The following is a 17,326-nucleotide window of genomic DNA, read 5'->3' as shown; positions in this document are numbered from 1 at the left end:
CCCCCGAGGAATGCCTGGCCTACCTGCTGTCCCATGTGGCGACGTGGGGCGGCGAAACCATGGCGCTGGGGCGGTGGCTGTCACCCTATGAGGGAGGTCTGCGCGGCTCGGGCAATGGCCTGGTCGGAGGTCTTGTCGCTCCAGAGGTGGCCGTAGGTGTCCATGGTGAACTGGATGGAGGAATGCCCGGCCCAGGTTGTCACCTGCTTGGGCGTGGCGCCCTGTTCGATCCACAGGGAGACCGCCACATGCCGTAGGGTGTGAAAGGCAAAGAACGGGTGCGCCTTGCCTTCGTCGTCGCCTTCCGTTTCGTCCCATGTGACCAGGCCCGCCCGGGTCAAGAGCGGAACCCAAAAGCGGTGATAGAGGTTGTGGTAGCTTTGCACCCCGCCACCCTCGCCGCGTGAGCCGCCGACGGTGGGGAAGACGAGCCCGAGGTTGGATGCGGTGGCGTTGGGAAGCCACTTGCGGAGCGCCTGAACGGCAATCGGCGGGAGGGGCACGGTGCGCCGTGCCCGCTTGGTCTTGACGGCGCCGATGGCGCGGTACCGATCGGCGCGCTGCAACACCCTCAGGCTCCCGTCGGCGAGGAAGAGGGCACGGCGGGGCAGCGCCAGCAGCTCTGAAATGCGCAGGCCGGCGAATACCAGGACGGACACCATGGCTTCGGCATACCCGGTGTCGTCGAATTCCCGGGCGGCCTGGTAGAGGGCGCGGAGTTGTGCCTTTGGTGGGATGGCCACGGCGCCTTCGTTGTCGTCCTGGTGGCGCTCGCCCCTGGTGCGGATCGTGACGGACCTGGCGGGGTCCGCAGCTATCCATCCCCCTCCGTGGGCGAACTTGATGATCTGCCGGAACATCGCATAGACGCGGGTGGACATGGCGTCGGAAAGCTCGGCTTCCAATGCCCTGCCGTACTGGGTGCAGTCCGGACCGGTTAGACGAGACAGCTTGCGTTTCGCAATCGCATAGGGCCTCAAATGAAGCTCCACCTGGCGCTCATAGGCGTCAAAGGTGGACCGTTCGCGCTTGCCGGCGGCGACCAGCTGTTGGAAGTCCGCGAGGAATGCCTTGGCAGCGTCTTCCACAGTGCGGCTGTCCCTGTCGGGCACGTGGATGCCGCCCGCCAGCTCACCCTCGACCCGAACGCGTTCCGCGTCGGCCTCGGCCTTGCGCGAGAACTGCTTACGGTAGCGTTTGCCGTCGCGGTCCATGTAGGTGAGGGTCCACGCCTCGCGCTTTTCCCCGCTCGGCGTCGTCCATCTTCGCTTGCTGACAGTCGCCATAGTCTTGGCTCGCAATTCGTGCCGGGGGAACCCGGCGTGTTAGTCCGCCGCCGCCAGCTCCAAAATGGCCGCGTAAATTTGCTTTTCAGAAGGACTGAGGTCCCCTTGCTTCTCGTGTTGCGACCACTCGGCGGCAGCCAGATAGATCGGGGCATATTTCTCCCGAAGCTCAGCGTTGCCCTCAAATCGACGCCGATTGCCCAGGATTTCGCAGGATTTCCTAAAGTCGTAGAGGTGTCTCCCGGCGGCGTCAGCCTCCTCAATGGTGCTGTAGGCCGTGGGCAGGCCGGGAGCGCCACGGTCGGCAAGGGAGGCAATTGTCCGTTGGAGGATCTTCTCTGTCTCGGCGCGGATTGGCTCGGCCATCGCGGCCACGTCGAAGGCGCCCCGATCTAGGTTCCCGTCACGCCATGAACTGGCAATGCGGTCCCGATCCAGCGCGAAGGGCGCAGCCGCCGCGTAGACCCACCAGCGGTCAGCCCGGTCACCCGCCCGAACGGTGGCTTCCTTAATGGCCTCCAGGTAGCGGCGGAGGATGAGAACCTCCTCCAGACGTATGTTGGAACCGAACAAGAAGGTGAGAACGTCTTCGGTGAAGAACGATCCTTCAATCCGGGCTTCGGCTTCCTGGCTCTGTGACCGCCCGGACCCGCGCGCCGCGTCTTCCAGCCTGGTCTTTGTTCGGGCCGTCACCCGAAGGCCAAGGGAGTTACGCGCTCCCTCCTGGGCTGGCTGAGCGGGGCGCCCCCGCCCGTTCCCTTGTGCCCTCTCGCTCATTGTCTCACTCCAAACCAATTCTTACTTTTCTATACCGACCTAGAAAATGCTTGTCAAGCACTGGTAGGGATCGGTATTTCTAAGCGGGTGCAGATAATTTGGGTGCCTACGATGCAGGAAGCAAGCCAACTTGGCGAGAGAGCCACCCTCAAGTGGATAGCCGTCACAGTCCTCCCTGATGGTCGGATGGACCGGAAAAACGCGGCCGTCTACCTCGGAATTGCACCGCAGACCCTGGCAAATTTGGCTGCCCGAGGGCGCGGTCCAGATTTCGTGCGAGTTGGTGGGCGGGTATTCTACTATTTGTCCGCGCTTGACGCCTTCATCCATGGTGAGCGCAGCCAATGAGCTTGCTCTCGGCTCTGCCCGGAAGCGCCTCAGCGCCTCACGACCAGCCGGCCGCAGGCCGCACGCCTGGCGCTGGGCTGGCCTTCTGTGAAGGCGGTGGGACGGCGTGCGGCCGGTGCGCGGCCGGGGCCGTTGCTCCATCCCTGAGTGTGAGCGTGGTCGATCCGCGATGGACAATCCCGTCCGCCGCGTCGCGCGCCGATGAGTTGGGCGCCATTCAGGCTTTCGTCAATGCGCGCGGCGTCTCCGTGCGGGCAGGTTTCGGCGCCTTGCAGGCGGAGGCGGATACGCTTCAGGCATTCGGCTATCGCGTCGAGACCCGCCGCCAAGCCGGGCGCCTAGTCTACCACGTCAATGGCAATCCCCATTCGGAGGCCCGCATTCGCAGCCTGGCGCAAAGGTTGCGCGCCGGCCGCGTGGGTTGGCAGCAACACGACGGGAGGGCGCGGAAGTGACCACGGAAGGCATTCGCCAGGTCAAGGTAAGGGTTCTCCCGGACGGTCGCCTGTCGCGCAAGGACGCGGCGGCTTACCTCGGCCTGAAGCCCCAGACCCTCACGAAGATGGCGGCGGCCGGCAAGGGGCCGCGCCGCGTGCGCCTCGGCGGCAAGGTCTACTACTACAAGGCCGATCTGGACGCATTCATTGCGGTGGGCGGGGATGGCGTCATCAGCGTTCGGCGGTCGGCGCAAGGGGATGTCGAATGACCGCCTCCCATTCCCCCGCCTCGATCCACTCCGCACACAACCCCCGCCCCGGCCCGAAGGCTTCGGAAAGAAATTCGGGCGGGTTCTTCGTGACCGGTTTGGTGCCCAGCTTGGGTGCTGGTTTGGCGGAAAATGGCGGAACTCCGCGCTTCCGGGGGTGGGCCAAACCGGAAAACCGGCCAAACCTCCGAAATCACGCCCTAAGAGGGGTTCCCCGTTCCTGGGTGCGCGCACCCCCGGGCATGAGGGCGCACCCGCGTATGCGCGCGTATAGGGGTGCCTAGTTTTGCGGTTTGATGGTTTGTATTTCAATAAGGTGTTGAAATGAAAGAAGAAAAACCAAACTTCGAACCAAACCGCGACCAAACCGCCAAACCGTCCGGCTTGGTTGACGCGGAAGTTGCCCAGGACATCATCGACCACCTGGGCCTTGATGCGGAGCCGCACGAGATGGATGCGGTTATCGCCACCCTCCGCCGGTTCGAGCTCCCGCCTGATGCGTTGTGGGATCGGGCTTCGCCGAAATATGGCGCGGCCATCGCTGGAGACCTTCGCTTCGGCGGGATCGACCGCATGGTGGAGGCGTACAGGCAGGCACACTCTCACGACAAGGCAAAGGCCCGCGAACAACGGCGGTCGGTTCGGCGCCGGCGGAAGGAGGCGAGCTGTTCCGTGGTGATCCGCGTCAAGGTGCCTGGTGGCCAGGACATAATTCACAATCGCCAGTTAATCGAAAGTAAAATCAGAAATAGAATGGCTGAACTATTTCTCGATGAAGACCTTACTATTGTTGATCCTCCAAGTTACGACAGTGATGCTGGGGGCTGGGTGTTCATCGCTCGCGGATTTTCGGCGGACTTTCTGGATGGTGGTGAATAACCAACATGCTCTGCGGTGCTGGCGCAAATAAACAAATGGAATTTACCCTCGGACACCCGTGCGAGGCGGGCGACGTGTGGCCGGCAGCTCAAATGGAGCGCCTGGCGGGAAATGCCAGCGGGAAAGGCGTCCTATGGTTCCGGGGGGTGAACGATCCGGTTCCCCGTGTCGGCAAGACGAACCGCGCCATGTGGCTGGGACTGTGCGGGTGGTGCCTTGATTGCTGCTCGGTAAGGTGGGCCGCCGCGCGTTCGGTCTTCCCCATGCGCCATGGGTCCGGGGGGCGAGGTTCCTTCCGCTCGCATTCGGTGGAATGTGTGGGATTGCGGTGGATAGGCGCCCCGGTTTACGCATCAGCCCTCGCCACCCTCCAGGACGCGGTAGACGGACGCCCGGCCGATCCCAAGGCGCTGGGCAATGGCGGTTGCCCCCAGGCCCTCGCCACCTTCGGCCAACGGGCGATGGAGGCGGCGAACCTCAACTGCGTCGATGCTGGGCTTGCGCCCCTTGTACTTCCCAATCGCCTTGGCCTTGGCGATGCCCTCGGCCTGGCGTTCCTTGCGAAGGTTCGTCTCGAACTCGGCGAACACCCCCAGCATGTCCAGGAATGCCTTGCCGGCGGCGGTGGTGGTATCCACGGGCTGCTCCGTGCAGGCGAGAGCGGCGCCCTTGGCGCGGATGGTCTTCACGATGGATTGCAGGTCCGCGATGGAGCGGGCCAGGCGGTCGATGCGCGTTACCATCAGCACGTCGCCCGGGCGAAGGAAGTCCAGGATGGTGGCGAGTTCGGTGCGGCCTTCGGTGGTGGTGCCGCTGGCCTTCTCCTCGCGGACGATCTCGCACCCGGCGGCGCGAAGGGCTTCAGCCTGGATGGTGGTGTCCTGGTCGGCGGAGCTGACGCGGGCATATCCGATGCGGGTCATGATGGCCTCCAACTGTCTCGTTTGGGTTTAGACCCTTCATTGATACCGTCTCGTAAAGCGGAAGTCAACCCAAATAAGACGCGCATGGCGTCTCGCGGCAGAGCATCGTTAGGGTATACCCAAACGAGACGCACAAGCCCCGAACCAGGTTCGGCCCTCACTGTCGCTTCCGCAAGGCTCCACCTCCGACCCGCCCGGCAGTCCCGCCCATTCGATTTCGAGGGCCAGGCGGTGCGGGTGGTGCCCGACAACGCCGGCATGCCGTGGTTCGTGGCGGCCGATGTGTGCCGGTGTTTGGAGATTGGCACAGAGCAAACCCGGCGGCTCGACGAAGATGAAAAGGGTCTGCGTACTGTGCAGACCCCTGGAGGGCCGCAGCAAATGGCGACGGTCAACGAACCCGGCGTCTACCGCCTGGTCTTCACCTCCCGCAAGCCGTCGGCCGAGCGGTTCAAGCGCTGGCTGGCCCACGACGTGCTGCCCACCATCCGCCGCACCGGCGGCTATCCGGCCGCCGCGCCGGCCGCCGACCTGCCCGCCGATCTGCGCGTGCAGGTGGAGATGGTGCGCGAGGCCCGCCTGACCTTCGGCCGCAGCGCGGCGCGCCCTTCCGCCTCGGCCCCCTTGATCCTGCCCGGCTTCGGCGCTGCCGCGCGCGCCCGCGCGGGCCGACACGGGCACCCCCCCCAATTCACAACTCGTTGCCCAGGACGGGGGGTACAAAAATCTTCCGAACGTTTTGGAAGCCATTGGGCACTGCACAGGAACGTCACGGGCGAGGGTCCGGGTTCGGGGAGTGGTGGGGCGCGAAAAGCCGACGCGAGTGGGGAGGGCGCGGGCCAATGAGCGGAACCGTCGTGAACCTGGTCGCGCGCCGGAAGCGCCTCGTTGGCGAGGCATGTCTTCGCCTCGATTGGGCCTCGGCCTTTCGATTGGCGCTGCCCCTGGCACTTGATGGAGAGCCGAAAGCCCAAGCCATCCTGGGGGCGTTGTATTTCCTTGGCGTCGGTGGCTGTGCCGTTGACCGGATTGAGGCTTGGGCGTGGCTCTACCGGTCAGAACGCGGGGGCAATGCCAGCGCTCACGAACTGCTTGAACTGGTGGAGGCCGGTCTTTCCGCCGACGAACTCAGCGCAGCATTGCAGCGGGCGCTCTCCATCACGCTTTCGGTGCAAAGCCGTTACTGGGCGCTGGCTTATCAGCGCAGCCAATCCGACTAGAGGAGGGGTTATGAGTGGACTGAGGGGGGTGCCGACGTTTCCCCGCTTTGAGCGGCAAGAGCGTCGCCAATCGCTGAATGCGGGTCCGAACCTGGCCGCAATTGGAGCCATGCAAGGCCCCGGCGCACCGCTGGCGGAGCTGCTGCGGCGTGTCGGGCAGGGCGTGATTGACGAGAGCCTGGCGGATCGCGCTCGAGCGGCCGAACGAGAGGCTACGGCCGGCGGTCTTCAGGCGGGGCGCGATGCCGGTGCGCTGGCTGCCGCGTCGATGGCCGAAGAAAGGGATGGGCCGCTGCCGTCGCTCAAGCTGCGTGAGGATGACACGCTAACCGCCCACGCCTTCAACAAGGCGATGCTGGCCGCCTACGTGTCCCGGTTGGACCTGGCGATGGAGGAGCGGGCGGCGCAGTACGCGGCGGAGCATCCCGACGACCCGCGGGCCTTTCTGGCAAAGTGGCAAGGCACTTCCGAGGGCATCATCAGCACCATGCCGCCCGAAGTCCAGATGGGTGTCGAGGTGGAGCTGCGGCAAAAGGGAATGAGGTATCTGCACCCGATCCAACGGGCGGCCAATGAGAGGGTGCTTTATGGGGTCAATGCGGACCTCATCAGGAGCAGCGAAGAATATGCCGCCCGGGCGGCCAGCGCCTACCGTGCCGGCGACAACGAAGGCGGAAGCGAGTGGGCCAAGAAATTCCTCGGAGTTGTCGCAACCCGGACGGACCTGACGCCGGAGCAACGGGACAAAGTGGCGCGGGCCTTCAATGAGGACCGCCGCAACCAAACCGCTCTCGGCATGTTCGAGCGCGAGCTGGCCGTCAGTCCGGACAAGGCCATGCGGTTCGTCGAGGATCTGACGCATCCTGATGCGCATCCCGACTGGCACCCCTCCGACCGCGAGAAATTGGGGCGCCACATGACGGCCATCCTCCATGACCGGGAGAGCGGGTTGGACCGCCAGCGCCGCGAACGTGAGCGGGCGGCGGAAGAGGGGCGCTCCCGGTGGCTGTCGGATTTCGAGATTTCGCTGCACCGAGGCGAACGGACCTATCGAGATATCGAGGCCGCCTATCAGGCCGGCCTGCTGAAAGATCGCGAACGCACCCATGCAAGACCAGCTCGACAAGATCGCCTCGGACTATGCCCGGCTCCGGGTGGGCGTGACCGACGAAAGGCAACTGGAGGTGTTGGACAAGCGGATGCGCGCCGATCTGCGCGACGTGGCGGCGGTGGGCGAACACCAAGGCATGGGGGGATCGCGAGGCGGTCAATGCCTTCCGGGCGGCGCTGGTCAAGGATGTGGATAGGATCATCGCCACGCCCGGTCAGGACAAGCCGCTGTGGATGAGCACGGAGCTGGGCAAGGTGGTGGGGCAGTTCAAATCCTTCGCCTTCGCCAGCACGCAGCGGGTAGCCCTGGCTTCGCTACAGCAGCGGGACGCGGCGGCGCTCAACCGCCTCCTGGGCGCCGCTGAGTTCATCGGAAACGTCGCCGCCGATATCGGCCATCATCTTCTCCAGTTGCCACCACTTGTAGGCAAGGGGGATGACGGGGTCGCTGGTGTGGGCGGCGGTGGCCTCCAGGCGGGCGAGTTGGGACGCCGGTGTGGGGGCGATGTAGAGATGGGGGGTGTCGTCGCCAGGCCGGGTGAGCTGCCGGCATTCCTCGATAAGATTGGTCGGGTCGATCTGCATGGTTGGCCTCCTGGGCTGGGATAAGTGACCCGGGAAGCCTGCCACTAACTCGGCGGCTTCGGATGCGGCTTCTGCGGCCGGCCGGTGGTTGGTCTGGTTGTTCATGCGGGTTGCTCCCATGCTTGGGCTTATCAGGGCCCGCCAGCGGTCGTCGCTGGCGCCGGGAGGCTGATAACGCGGCATAGGTCGCGCGGGCTTCTTCCCCCTCTCGGGGTGTTGTATCCGCCGCCCTCCCGGCATAGCGGGCACGGAACACATGCGCCACCGTGCGCATGATGTGCCGGGGTGCATGGGGTCCGTGGTGGAGGTGCCATCCATCGGGGTGGCGCCGCCTATGCTGTCTGGAGTTATCAGGCTCCGAGTGCCAGGGTGCAGATATCGGGGCCTGGTGTCAATGACGAGGGAAAGGCGCAGCTAGGGCGCCGGATAAAGCCAGGACCCTACCGGCGCGGGGCCTTCAAGTCGCTCGGGGTGCTCCGGTGCGGGACCTCGAATTGGTCTCCGGGCCGCGCGGAGCTTGCGGTGGCCACGATCCGCGGCCACCACCGGATGAGCAGCGCGGCGCGCTCCCACAGGCCCTCTTGGTTCCAGCCCTTTGCCAAGAAGAAGCCTACCAGGCCCGAAGCCCGCAATGCCTCCTTCTCGGCCGGCCGCGTGCGAATGCGCCTGTCCTCGGAAATGAAGACGCAGCCCTCTTGCCGTCCGAGCTCCGGTATCCATTGGAGGTCCTTGGTACCGGCTGGATAAAGGCTTCTGAGGTGGTCGATTTCGTAGGGCTCGTTCTCTGCCAGAACGCCGATTGCCTTTGCCAGGCGCGGCGGAAGGTGTTCGTCGAACACGAACTTCACGCAGACAGCCCAAGTTCGAACGCGACGGCGTCGCGCACGGTTTCCGGGGAGACTTCGAACCAGGCTGCGACCCGCTCGAAAGACCCTTCCGCTTCGTAAGCCTCGGAAAGGGTGGCGGTCGGCACGCCCGATGGCGCATCAATCGGGCGACCGAACGAGCGCTCCGGGTCCAGTACCACATGGGGAAGTTGAGGCGACGGGTGCCAGATTGAAGCGACCCCCTGGGCATTGAACTCGATGCCCTCCCGGAAGCTTTGCTCCAGGACCTCGTACATGGCGAAGTTGTTCTTGGTGAGGTCCATCAGTTTGCGGTCGCCGGTCTCCTCCTGGGTTTCCAGGAAGATTGCCTTTCCGTCGGTGTGGAACCGTGCCAGGGCAAAGGGATGATCGTGGTTCAGGCAACCGCGCGCGCGATCCGCAGCGACCCGGATGGAATGCCAGGTCACCCCATAATTCGCCAGCCAGTTCACGAACTTGACTTCCAGCAAATCGAGGAAGCCCAGGGCCGGCTTGCCCTCAAGCGTTGGCACTTGCCGGTGGATCAGGGGCGCGCTACGGCCGCCGGCCGTCGCGCGCTGGCTGTATCCGTTTATCCACCCACGGATCTTCGTGGCTGGAACGCGGGTCAGCCTGGACGCCTCGGGCACGCTATACAGCCCAATCCCCAGGAACTGTGCCGGCTGGGCGTTCAATGCCATCCTCATCCTCGGTTCATTGACGTGAACTCATACCAGATAGGTGGTGCCGATCCAACGAATTGCGAAACCGTCACGCTGCGGCCCATGTCGGGGGGCGTGATTATTGGCGCTTTCGCTGGAATTGAAAAACACTGGTGATCGGCGCATTGTCCCGTTCGCGGGACTGTCTCCAGCGTTTCGGACGTTTGCTGTCGGGCCATTGGCATGCAGCCGGAGAAACAGGCGCCTCGGCCCGGCATCCTCCCCGGGGGGATGCCGGCGCCGCTGATCCTGCCGTACTTCGCAGGCGTCCCACGGCTCCCTGTCTGATCCGGAACATGCCGGCAACTGCGCCCATGGCGCATGCGCCATCCGTGCGCCATCGAGCAAACACGAAGGCGCGCAAAAATGCGCTAACGCGTTGAAAAACATGCAAACACGAATGTTCCGAGGAACAAAAGCAAAAACCCCCGGAAAACGGCGGTTTCCCAGGGGTTTAGGATGGTAGCGGGAGAGGGACTTGAACCCCCGACCCCAGGATTATGATTCCCGTGCTCTAACCAGCTGAGCTACCCCGCCACAGGGCCTGCGGCCGAAACGACCGCGGGAGGCGCCGATATAAAGGGTCCGGCCGGGGTCTGTCAAGCCCGTGCAGCATGCGATTTCCTGTTGACGGAATCGGGCCGGCGGCCTTCCATTGCCGGCCACGAAGCAACGGAGAAAAGCCATGGCAGCCAAATATCTCGTCAGCGGCATGACCTGCGGCGGCTGCGCCCGTTCGGTGGAATCGGCGATCAAGACCGAGGCGCCGGGCGCCAGCGTCAGCGTCGACCTGCCCACCGCCACGGTGACCGTGGACGGGGCGGACGAGACGCAGGTGAAGAAGGCGGTGGACGAGGCCGGCTTCACCTTCCTGGGCGCGGCGTAAGGCGCCCCGCCCGGCGCCCGAGGGCAAACCCAGTCATTGCCGGGTCAGGGTGTAGTCCAGCGCATCCTCGGCGGCGCGGATCAGCACGCGGGCCTTGTTGATGCACTCCTCGTGCTCGCTCGCGGGCACCGAATCGGCGACGATGCCGGCGCCGGCCTGGACGTACATGGTGCCGTCCTTGACCAGGGTGGTCCGGAGCGCGATGCAGGTGTCCATGTTGCCGTTGCCGGCGAAATAGCCGATGGCGCCGGCATAGAAGCTGCGCCGCTCGGGTTCCAGCTCGTCGATGATCTCCATGGCGCGGATCTTGGGCGCGCCCGACACGGTGCCGGCGGGGAAGCCGGCCATCAGCGCGTCCATGGCGTCGCAATCGTCGCGCAGATCGCCCTCGACGTTGGAGACGATGTGCATGACGTGGCTGTAATACTCGACGATCATCTTCTTGGTGACCGTCACCGAGCCCACCTTGGCGACCCGGCCGACGTCGTTGCGCCCCAGATCCAGCAGCATCAGGTGTTCCGCCAGTTCCTTGGGGTCGGCCAGCAGGTCGGCGGCCAGCGCCTCGTCCTCGGCCGGAGTCAGGCCGCGCCGCCGTGTGCCGGCGATGGGGCGGACGGTGACGCGGCCGTCGCGCAGGCGCACCAGGATCTCGGGGCTGGAGCCCACCAGCTGGAAGCCGCCCATGTCGAGGAAGAACATGAACGGGCTGGGGTTGAGCCGGCGCAGCGCCCGGTAGAGCGAGAAGGGCGGCAGCCGGAACGGCACCGACAGGCGCTGCGACAGCACCACCTGGAAGATGTCGCCGGCGGCGATGTATTCCTTCGCCTTCAGCACCTTGGCGCAATACTCCTCGGGTGCCATCGAGGGCACCGGGGTCGGCGCATGGCCGTCGCGGTCGCCCGGCTCGGTATGGGGCAGGGGGCTCTCCAGCGCCTCGACCACGTGCTCGAGGCGCTCGTTGGCGAGGTCGAAGGCGGCCCGGGCGTCGAGGCCCGGACGCGGCCACACCGGCACCACCGCGGTCAGGGTGCCGTTGACGTTGTCGAACATGGCCATCACGGTGGGACGGATGAAGATGCCGTCGGGCACGCCGATGACGTCGGGATTGGCGTCGGGCAGGCGCTCGACCAGCCGGATCATGTCGTAGGACAGATAGCCGACCAGCCCCGCCGACATGGGCGGCAGGTTGGGCGGCAGGTCGATGCGGCTTTCCGTCACCAGGGCGCGCAGCGAGGCCAGCGTGCCGAGGTCGGCGGCCACCGGGCAGGGCTGGAAGGAGTCGGGGCTGGTGCGCGGCTCGCGGTTGATCCAGGCCTGCTCGCCCTCGCACTTCCACACCAGATCGGGCTTCATGCCCAGCACCGAATAGCGGCCGCGGATGGCGCCGCCCTCGACCGATTCCAGCAGGAAGGAATAGGGCTGGCCGCCGGCCAGCTTGAGGAAGGCCGAGACCGGCGTTTCCAGATCGGCCACCAGGACCCGCCACACCACCTGGGGCTTTCCGCTGTCGTAGGCGGCGCGGAAGGCGGCGAAGTCGGGATGGGCGGTCATGGCTATTCTTCGCGGGTGATCTGGCTGCGGTCGACCATGACGCCGAGATCGGCGTTGAGGGCGGCGATGTACTGGTCGATGAGGTCGCCGGCCAGGGCGGCGGCGACGCGCTGGCCGGCGGCCTCGGCCGTCTTGCCCTCGGCGGCGGGGTTGAACGGCACCACCTTGGCCAGGCGGGCGACCATCCAGCCGCCCTGGGTGCCGGCCATGGCCACCGCCCCGGGCTTGCCTTCGAACATGCCGGCGACGATGGCGCCGGGCAGCTTGGCCGTTTCCGTCCCCTCGCGGGTGAAGGGCTGGGTGGTGCGCACCGTCAGCCCGGCGGCCTGGGCCGCCTTGGCCAGGGACTGGCCCTCCTTCACCTCGTCCAGCAGCTTGCGGGCCTTGGCCTCGGCGCGTTCGTGGCGGCGCTCGGCCGACCAGAAATGGATCAGCTCGTTGCGGATGTCGGCCAGGGGGCGCGGCTGCGGCGGCGTCACCTGGTCGATGCGGACCAGGAAGAAGCCGTCGTTCTCGATCTCGGTCAGCTGGCTTTCGGTGCCTTGGTCGGTGTGGAACACCACGTCCAGGAACGAATCGGTCTTGGGCAGGTCGGGCACTGCCTTGCCCTTGGGGTCCTTGCCGGCGGCATCGACGGCGGGAATGCGGGCGAGCTTCAGGTTGAAACGCGCCGCGGCCTCCTCCAGCGTGGCGCCGCCGCCCAGGGTGTCTTCCAGCTGGTTGGCGGTCTCGGACAGGCGGTCGAGCGCCCGTTCGCGGCGCAGGTCGCGTTCCAACTGGGCGCGGGCGTCGGCAAGGGTGCGGGTGCGGCCGGCGACCACCTGGCCGACCTTGACCACGTGCCAGCCCAGGCTGGTCTGCACCGGCCCGCCGGTGGCGCCGCTGCGCAGCGAAAACACCAGGGTCGCCAACTCGTCGGGCAGGTCGGCGGGCTCGACGGCGCCGAGATCGACCACCGAGGACTTGGCCTCCTTGGCGATGGCCGCGAGATCCTTGCCCGCCTTGACCATCTCGGCGGCCTTGGCCGCCGCCGCCTCGTCGCCCAGCACCAGCTGCGACACCTGCCGGCGTTCGCGGGTGACGAATTCGTCCAGGCGGGCCTGGTAGCCCTCCTGCAGCATCTCCTCGGTGATCTCGATGTCGCCGGCGACGTCCTCGGGACGCAGCCGCAGCACCGTCACCGTGCGGAACTCGGGGGCCATGAAGCGCTGGGCGTTGGCCTGGTAGTATCTTTCCTGCTCGGCGGCATCGGGGGCGGCGGGGGCCGGAACCGAATCGTCGGCCACCGTCACCACCTCGGCGACGCGGCGCTCCTCGCGCCAGCGCACCAGCGGATCGACCAGCACGGCCGGCGCCTTGGGGCCACCCGACAGGGCCGCCGCCACCTGGCCGCGGATCAGGTTGCCCTTCTCCATCTGCATGAACTGCTTTTCCGAGATGCCCACGCGGGCCAGGGCGCGGCGCAGCAGATCGGGATCGAACTGCCCGGCGGCATTGCGGAAGCTGGGATCGGCGGTGACCTGGGCGACCACCGCGTCGTCCGACACGGTCAGGCCGAGCTGGCGCGCCGCCTCGTCGATCAGGGTGCGGCTGACGATGGTGTCGATGGTGCGATCGACCAGGCCCAGCTTGCGCGCCTCCTCCGAGGTCAGCTTGCCGCCGAACAGCGGCTGCAGGCGGTCCATCTCGCGCTTGAACTCGGAATTCACCTGCTCGGCGGTGATCTCCACCGACCCCACCGAGATGGCCGGGCCGCGACCGAACAGCCCGTTGCGGACGACGTCGTCGATGCCCCATGCCAGGAAACTGAGGACAAGGAGGGCAAGCAGGAGCTTGACGACCCAGGTCTTGCTGGCATGGCGGAGGGAGTCGAGCATGGGATCCAGGTCTGGGCGCGAGGGGGCAGGCGGCATGGCGGCCGCAGGGAAAAGTGCCGGCATAATATGGGGGGGGCCATTGGCCCGCAACTGCGAATCGCCCCCTGCGAATCGCGCCGGCCGCGCCCCTGCCGTTCCGCCGGGACATCATACCAATGGGACGGTTGCTCCTTCGCCTGCCGATGCGGTAAACAACACTAGCCGGCGCGTAAAATAAGGGCGATGAATGGACGCCGGAGTTCAACCGAGAGGAACGTCCGCATGGCCTCGACCCCCTTGTTCATCATGCTCGCCTCGGGGGAGCACGAGAAGATCCAGCTGGCCGCCATGATCGCATCGGTGGCGGCGGTGTCGGACCGGCCGGTCCAGGTCTTCGTCACCATGAACGCGATATTGGCGTTCCGGCGCGGCCTGTCGCGGCAGGAGCGCTACCACGGCGGCCATTTCCACGAGCAGTTCATGATCAAGAACGTCCCCGACGCCCTGGAGCTGTTCGAGCAGGGCCGGATGCTGGGCGATCTCAAGATGTGGGCCTGCGCGCTGGTGCTCGACCTCGAACATCTCGACCACGAGAAGGACCTGGTGGAGGGCCTGTTCGACGGTGCCGCCGGGCTGGCCAAGTTTCTCGCCGATGCCGAGGACGGCGAACTCATCACTCTGTGACGGAAGGAAGAAGACCATGGCCGAACGCCAGACCATCGATGCCCGCGGCTCGTTCTGCCCGGGTCCGCTGATGGAACTCATCGCCGCCCTCAAGCTCGCGCAGATCGGCGACGAGATCGAGGTGCTGTCCTCCGACAAGGGCTCGGTCACCGACGTCCCCGCGTGGGTCGCCAAGGTCGGCCACGCCTATGTCGGCACCACCGAACACGACGGCTATTGGGCCGTGGTGGTCAGGAAGGCCAAATAGGCCAGCCGCGGCAAGGGGCGCGCTCAAGACGGCCCGGCGGCATCACCAAACCACAGGGAGGGTAGTCCATGCCTAAATCCGTACTCATCGTCGGTGGCGGCCTGTCGGGCACCATCGTCGCCAACGGCCTGTGCCGCCAGCTTGCCGAGGAGATGCGCACCGGCGCGGTCGCGGTGACCATGATCGGCACCTCCGAGACCCACATGTACCAGCCGGGCCTGCTCTACATTCCGTTCGGGCGCATGCGCGAGCAGGAACTGTTCCGCGACCAGCGCCGGGTGCTGGACCGCCGCGTCAACTTCTTCGTCGACCCCGCCGCCACCATCGACGTCGAGACGAAGCAGGTGACCACCGAGAGCGGCCGCGTCTTCACCTACGATTACCTGGTGCTGGCCACCGGGTCGCGGATCATGCCGCAGACCATTCCCGGCATGACCGAGGCAGGCCACTGGTTCTACGACCTCGAGGGGGCGCGCAAGTTGCGCGACGCGCTGAACGCCTTCCAGGGCGGCCGCATCGTGGTCAACGTCAACGCCCCGCACAAATGCCCGGTGGCGCCGCTGGAAGTCACCTTCATGCTGTACGACTTCCTCAAGGCCAGGGGCCTGTGGGACAAGACCGAGCTGACCTACACCTATCCCATCGGCCGGCTGCACGCGCTGGAGCCGGTGGCGCATTGGGCGCAGCCGGAATTCGACCGCATCGGCGTCAAGTACGAGACCTTCTTCAACACCGAATCCGTCGATCCGGCGACCAAGGTCATCAAGTCCATGGAGGGCTCGGAGATTGCCTTCGACCTGCTCATCACCATCCCGCCCCACGCCGGCGCGCCGGTGATCGAGGCCTCCAACCTGGGCAAGGGCGGCTGGGTGCCGACCAACTCCCGGACCCTGCGCCGCGAGGGCTCGGACAACGTGTTCGTGGTCGGCGACACCACCAACATCCCCATCTCCAAGGCCGGCTCCACCGCCCATTTCGAGGCCGACGTGCTGATCGACAACCTGGTGTCGCTGATCCAGGAGGGGCGCTGGGCCCGCGACTACGACGGCAAGGTGTTCTGCTTCGTCGAGACCGGCCTGGGGGCGGGCACCTATGTGTGGTTCAACTACACCACCCCGCCCAATCCCGGCCCGCCCTCGCAGATGATCCACTGGTTCAAGCTGGCCTATAACCGCTTGTACTGGCTGTCCGCCCGCGGCCTGCTGTAGGGGAGGGGAGGACATGACCGACATGCCCCACCCCGTTTCCCCCATGGCCGGCGAATTCGCCCGCATCGGCGAGGCGCTGACCCAGTCCCTGTCCGACAGCATGGTCGAGCGGCTCGCCTCCACCGGTTCCAACGCCCTGGAGGTGGTCGACAAGCTGAACGAGACCGATGTGCGCGAGGGCCTGATGGCGGTGCTCGACGCGGTCGGCACCATGCACCGCTCGGGGGCGCTGCAGACGGTGATCGACACCCTGTTCCTGATCCACGCCGTGCGTTCGGCGGCCTCGGACAGCATGGTCGACCGCGCCTTCCAGTTCATCGAGCACATGGCCAACAACCTGGGCACCGAGGATCTGGCCACCCTGGCGCACGAGGCCAAGGGCGCCATGGAGGACGCCCTCGACCAGACCGGGGCGCCCGGCAGCGGCGGCGGCCTGATGGGCACCCTGAAACTGCTGTCCAAGCCCGAGACGCAGAACGCGCTGCGCTTCATGCTGGCGTTCTCGTGCTCCTTGCGCAAACGCGCCCAGGTCATCGCCAAGACGCCGCCGGCGCTTTAGGCGAAACGAGGCAGGGACGGGCGGGGCCGGAGACGGACCCGCCCGTTTTCATGCCTTTCGGGTGGCGACGGGCGGGGCCGGCGGTGGTATAGCTCGGGGCAAATCACTAAGGGAGGAGTTCCATGAGCAGACGTCCGCTGATCGCCGGCAACTGGAAAATGAACGGGCTTTCCGCCGACGGCATCGCCCTGGCCAAGGGCGTGGCCGAGAAGCGCAAGGCCGAGGCCGCCCTGGCCTGCGACGTGCTGGTGTGCCCGCCCTTCACCCTGCTGGCCGATGTCGCCCGCGCCCTGGCCGGCTCCGGCGTCGCCGTCGGCGGCCAGGACTGCCACGCCAAGGTCTCGGGCGCCCATACCGGGGATACCTCGGCAACCATGCTGAAGGATATCGGCTGCAGCCACGTCATCGTCGGCCATTCCGAGCGCCGCACCGACCACGGCGAAACCGACGCGGTGGTCAAGGCCAAGGCCGCCGCCGCCCACGCCGCCGGGCTGGTGGCCATCGTCTGCATCGGCGAGACCCTGGCCCAGCGCGACGACGGCCGCACGCTCGAGGTCAACAAGACCCAGCTCAAGGGCTCGTTGCCCGAGGGCGCCAATGCCGCCAACACGGTGATCGCCTACGAACCGGTGTGGGCCATCGGCACCGGCCGCACCGCCACCCCGGAGCAGGCGCAGGAGGTCCATGCCTTCATCCGCTCCGAGTTGGTCAAGCTGGTCGGCGAGACCGAGGCCGACAAGATGCGCATCCTCTACGGCGGCTCCATGAAGCCCGAGAACGCCGCCCAGCTGATCGCCCTGGCCGACGTCGATGGCGGCCTGATCGGCGGCGCCAGCCTGAAGGCCGAGGACTTCTGGGCCATCGCGCGCAACTGCGCGTGATTTTTGGTGTCTTCCCTCTCCCGCTACGGCGGGAGAGAACCGCCTCCTAACCC

20 protein-coding genes and 1 tRNA gene are annotated in these 17,326 nt (G+C 66.4%); 12 read left to right on the top strand and 9 right to left on the bottom strand.

From position 1 onward, the window contains the following. Positions 1-80: 80 nt before the first annotated feature. Both MTBUT4_RS19240 and MTBUT4_RS01945 read right to left on the bottom strand, forming a co-directional pair. Positions 81-1,286, bottom strand: coding sequence for a site-specific integrase (locus MTBUT4_RS19240; protein ID WP_217424094.1), 1,206 nt, complete (start codon positions 1,284-1,286; stop codon positions 81-83). A 39-nt stretch (positions 1,287-1,325) separates the two neighbouring features. Beyond that, on the bottom strand, positions 1,326-1,979 hold the full coding sequence (locus MTBUT4_RS01945) for a TraY domain-containing protein (protein WP_173977979.1): 654 nt from the start codon (positions 1,977-1,979) through the stop codon (positions 1,326-1,328). A gap of 587 nt (positions 1,980-2,566) precedes the next feature. Between MTBUT4_RS01945 and MTBUT4_RS01940 the strand changes: the two genes are divergently transcribed. The 3 genes from MTBUT4_RS01940 (at position 2,567) to MTBUT4_RS01930 (ending at position 3,996) form a co-directional block, all read left to right on the top strand. Further along, entirely contained in the window at positions 2,567-2,866 is a 300-nt protein-coding gene (locus MTBUT4_RS01940) for a hypothetical protein (RefSeq protein WP_173977978.1), read from the top strand. Next, entirely contained in the window at positions 2,863-3,117 is a 255-nt protein-coding gene (locus MTBUT4_RS01935; protein ID WP_217424093.1) for an AlpA family transcriptional regulator, read from the top strand. The genes MTBUT4_RS01940 and MTBUT4_RS01935 overlap by 4 nt, the downstream gene beginning before the upstream one ends. A gap of 324 nt (positions 3,118-3,441) precedes the next feature. Further along, the gene (locus MTBUT4_RS01930) at positions 3,442-3,996 is read left to right on the top strand and encodes a hypothetical protein (protein WP_173977977.1); all 555 of its coding nucleotides are present in this window, start codon (positions 3,442-3,444) and stop codon (positions 3,994-3,996) included. A gap of 353 nt (positions 3,997-4,349) precedes the next feature. Here the strand turns inward: MTBUT4_RS01930 and MTBUT4_RS01925 are convergent, their stop codons facing one another. Beyond that, positions 4,350-4,919, bottom strand: coding sequence for a recombinase family protein (locus MTBUT4_RS01925; RefSeq protein WP_173977976.1), 570 nt, complete (start codon positions 4,917-4,919; stop codon positions 4,350-4,352). A gap of 240 nt (positions 4,920-5,159) precedes the next feature. Between MTBUT4_RS01925 and MTBUT4_RS01920 the strand changes: the two genes are divergently transcribed. The 3 genes from MTBUT4_RS01920 to MTBUT4_RS01910 are packed head-to-tail and all read left to right on the top strand — an operon-like array spanning position 5,160 to position 7,487. After that, positions 5,160-5,765 carry a Bro-N domain-containing protein gene (locus tag MTBUT4_RS01920; RefSeq protein ID WP_217424092.1) on the top strand — a complete coding sequence of 202 codons (606 nt, stop codon included), beginning with the start codon at positions 5,160-5,162 and terminating at the stop codon, positions 5,763-5,765. Beyond that, entirely contained in the window at positions 5,762-6,139 is a 378-nt protein-coding gene (locus MTBUT4_RS01915) for a hypothetical protein (protein ID WP_173977974.1), read from the top strand. The genes MTBUT4_RS01920 and MTBUT4_RS01915 overlap by 4 nt, the downstream gene beginning before the upstream one ends. Before the next feature lie 10 nt (positions 6,140-6,149). Further along, positions 6,150-7,487, top strand: a complete 1,338-nt coding sequence (locus MTBUT4_RS01910) for a hypothetical protein (protein ID WP_173977973.1) — start codon at positions 6,150-6,152, stop codon at positions 7,485-7,487. A gap of 77 nt (positions 7,488-7,564) precedes the next feature. Here the strand turns inward: MTBUT4_RS01910 and MTBUT4_RS01905 are convergent, their stop codons facing one another. The 4 genes from MTBUT4_RS01905 to MTBUT4_RS01890 all read right to left on the bottom strand — a co-directional run bounded on the left by MTBUT4_RS01905 (position 7,565) and on the right by MTBUT4_RS01890 (position 9,938). After that, positions 7,565-7,834, bottom strand: a complete 270-nt coding sequence (locus tag MTBUT4_RS01905; RefSeq protein WP_173977972.1) for a hypothetical protein — start codon at positions 7,832-7,834, stop codon at positions 7,565-7,567. A 440-nt stretch (positions 7,835-8,274) separates the two neighbouring features. Further along, on the bottom strand, positions 8,275-8,682 hold the full coding sequence (locus MTBUT4_RS01900) for a hypothetical protein (protein WP_173977971.1): 408 nt from the start codon (positions 8,680-8,682) through the stop codon (positions 8,275-8,277). Next, positions 8,679-9,380: a hypothetical protein gene (locus MTBUT4_RS01895; RefSeq protein WP_173977970.1), complete on the bottom strand. Its 702-nt coding sequence runs from the start codon at positions 9,378-9,380 to the stop codon at positions 8,679-8,681. Before MTBUT4_RS01895 ends, MTBUT4_RS01900 begins: the two co-directional genes overlap by 4 nt. A 481-nt stretch (positions 9,381-9,861) precedes the next feature. Further along, a tRNA-Met gene (locus MTBUT4_RS01890) sits at positions 9,862-9,938 on the bottom strand. A gap of 148 nt (positions 9,939-10,086) precedes the next feature. Here MTBUT4_RS01890 and MTBUT4_RS01885 point away from each other — a divergent pair. Then, positions 10,087-10,287, top strand: coding sequence for a heavy-metal-associated domain-containing protein (locus MTBUT4_RS01885; RefSeq protein WP_173977969.1), 201 nt, complete (start codon positions 10,087-10,089; stop codon positions 10,285-10,287). Between the two features lie 33 nt (positions 10,288-10,320). On the opposite strand, the gene trpE is transcribed toward MTBUT4_RS01885, so the two are convergent. Next, positions 10,321-11,838, bottom strand: coding sequence for an anthranilate synthase component I (gene trpE / locus MTBUT4_RS01880; protein WP_173977968.1), 1,518 nt, complete (start codon positions 11,836-11,838; stop codon positions 10,321-10,323). 2 nt (positions 11,839-11,840) lie between these two features. Continuing rightward, entirely contained in the window at positions 11,841-13,715 is a 1,875-nt protein-coding gene (locus tag MTBUT4_RS01875; RefSeq protein WP_173977967.1) for a peptidyl-prolyl cis-trans isomerase, read from the bottom strand. 261 nt (positions 13,716-13,976) lie between these two features. On the opposite strand from MTBUT4_RS01875, the gene MTBUT4_RS01870 reads away from it, so the two are divergent. From MTBUT4_RS01870 to tpiA, 5 genes are all read left to right on the top strand, one after another. Then, the gene (locus MTBUT4_RS01870) at positions 13,977-14,378 is read left to right on the top strand and encodes a hypothetical protein (protein WP_173977966.1); all 402 of its coding nucleotides are present in this window, start codon (positions 13,977-13,979) and stop codon (positions 14,376-14,378) included. A gap of 16 nt (positions 14,379-14,394) precedes the next feature. Further along, positions 14,395-14,625, top strand: coding sequence for a sulfurtransferase TusA family protein (locus tag MTBUT4_RS01865; protein WP_173977965.1), 231 nt, complete (start codon positions 14,395-14,397; stop codon positions 14,623-14,625). 68 nt (positions 14,626-14,693) lie between these two features. Beyond that, positions 14,694-15,833, top strand: a complete 1,140-nt coding sequence (locus MTBUT4_RS01860; RefSeq protein ID WP_173977964.1) for an NAD(P)/FAD-dependent oxidoreductase — start codon at positions 14,694-14,696, stop codon at positions 15,831-15,833. Between the two features lie 13 nt (positions 15,834-15,846). Next, complete coding sequence (locus MTBUT4_RS01855; RefSeq protein ID WP_173977963.1) at positions 15,847-16,392, top strand: hypothetical protein; 546 nt, start codon at positions 15,847-15,849, stop codon at positions 16,390-16,392. Positions 16,393-16,514: 122 nt separating this feature from the next. Further along, complete coding sequence (tpiA, locus tag MTBUT4_RS01850; protein ID WP_173977962.1) at positions 16,515-17,273, top strand: triose-phosphate isomerase; 759 nt, start codon at positions 16,515-16,517, stop codon at positions 17,271-17,273. The last annotated feature ends 53 nt before the right edge of the window (positions 17,274-17,326 follow it).

The sequence above is a fragment of the Magnetospirillum sp. UT-4 genome, from assembly GCF_902729435.1.
Classification (GTDB): domain Bacteria; phylum Pseudomonadota; class Alphaproteobacteria; order Rhodospirillales; family Magnetospirillaceae; genus Magnetospirillum.
This window is presented reverse-complemented; position numbering and strand designations above follow the sequence as displayed.

Excerpts from the sequence above, each read along its gene's own strand:
- MTBUT4_RS01895 (WP_173977970.1), bottom strand. The coding sequence starts at position 9,380 with ATGGCATTGAACGCCCAGCCGGCACAGTTCCTGGGGATTGGGCTGTAT.
- MTBUT4_RS01915 (WP_173977974.1), top strand. The coding sequence starts at position 5,762 with ATGAGCGGAACCGTCGTGAACCTGGTCGCGCGCCGGAAGCGCCTCGTT.
- MTBUT4_RS01875 (WP_173977967.1), bottom strand. The coding sequence starts at position 13,715 with ATGCTCGACTCCCTCCGCCATGCCAGCAAGACCTGGGTCGTCAAGCTC.
- MTBUT4_RS01860 (WP_173977964.1), top strand. The coding sequence starts at position 14,694 with ATGCCTAAATCCGTACTCATCGTCGGTGGCGGCCTGTCGGGCACCATC.
- MTBUT4_RS01925 (WP_173977976.1), bottom strand. The coding sequence starts at position 4,919 with ATGACCCGCATCGGATATGCCCGCGTCAGCTCCGCCGACCAGGACACC.
- MTBUT4_RS01905 (WP_173977972.1), bottom strand. The coding sequence starts at position 7,834 with ATGCAGATCGACCCGACCAATCTTATCGAGGAATGCCGGCAGCTCACC.
- MTBUT4_RS01910 (WP_173977973.1), top strand. The coding sequence starts at position 6,150 with ATGAGTGGACTGAGGGGGGTGCCGACGTTTCCCCGCTTTGAGCGGCAA.
- MTBUT4_RS01855 (WP_173977963.1), top strand. The coding sequence starts at position 15,847 with ATGACCGACATGCCCCACCCCGTTTCCCCCATGGCCGGCGAATTCGCC.
- MTBUT4_RS19240 (WP_217424094.1), bottom strand. The coding sequence starts at position 1,286 with ATGGCGACTGTCAGCAAGCGAAGATGGACGACGCCGAGCGGGGAAAAG.
- MTBUT4_RS01865 (WP_173977965.1), top strand. The coding sequence starts at position 14,395 with ATGGCCGAACGCCAGACCATCGATGCCCGCGGCTCGTTCTGCCCGGGT.
- MTBUT4_RS01870 (WP_173977966.1), top strand. The coding sequence starts at position 13,977 with ATGGCCTCGACCCCCTTGTTCATCATGCTCGCCTCGGGGGAGCACGAG.
- tpiA (WP_173977962.1), top strand. The coding sequence starts at position 16,515 with ATGAGCAGACGTCCGCTGATCGCCGGCAACTGGAAAATGAACGGGCTT.
- trpE (WP_173977968.1), bottom strand. The coding sequence starts at position 11,838 with ATGACCGCCCATCCCGACTTCGCCGCCTTCCGCGCCGCCTACGACAGC.
- MTBUT4_RS01930 (WP_173977977.1), top strand. The coding sequence starts at position 3,442 with ATGAAAGAAGAAAAACCAAACTTCGAACCAAACCGCGACCAAACCGCC.
- MTBUT4_RS01885 (WP_173977969.1), top strand. The coding sequence starts at position 10,087 with ATGGCAGCCAAATATCTCGTCAGCGGCATGACCTGCGGCGGCTGCGCC.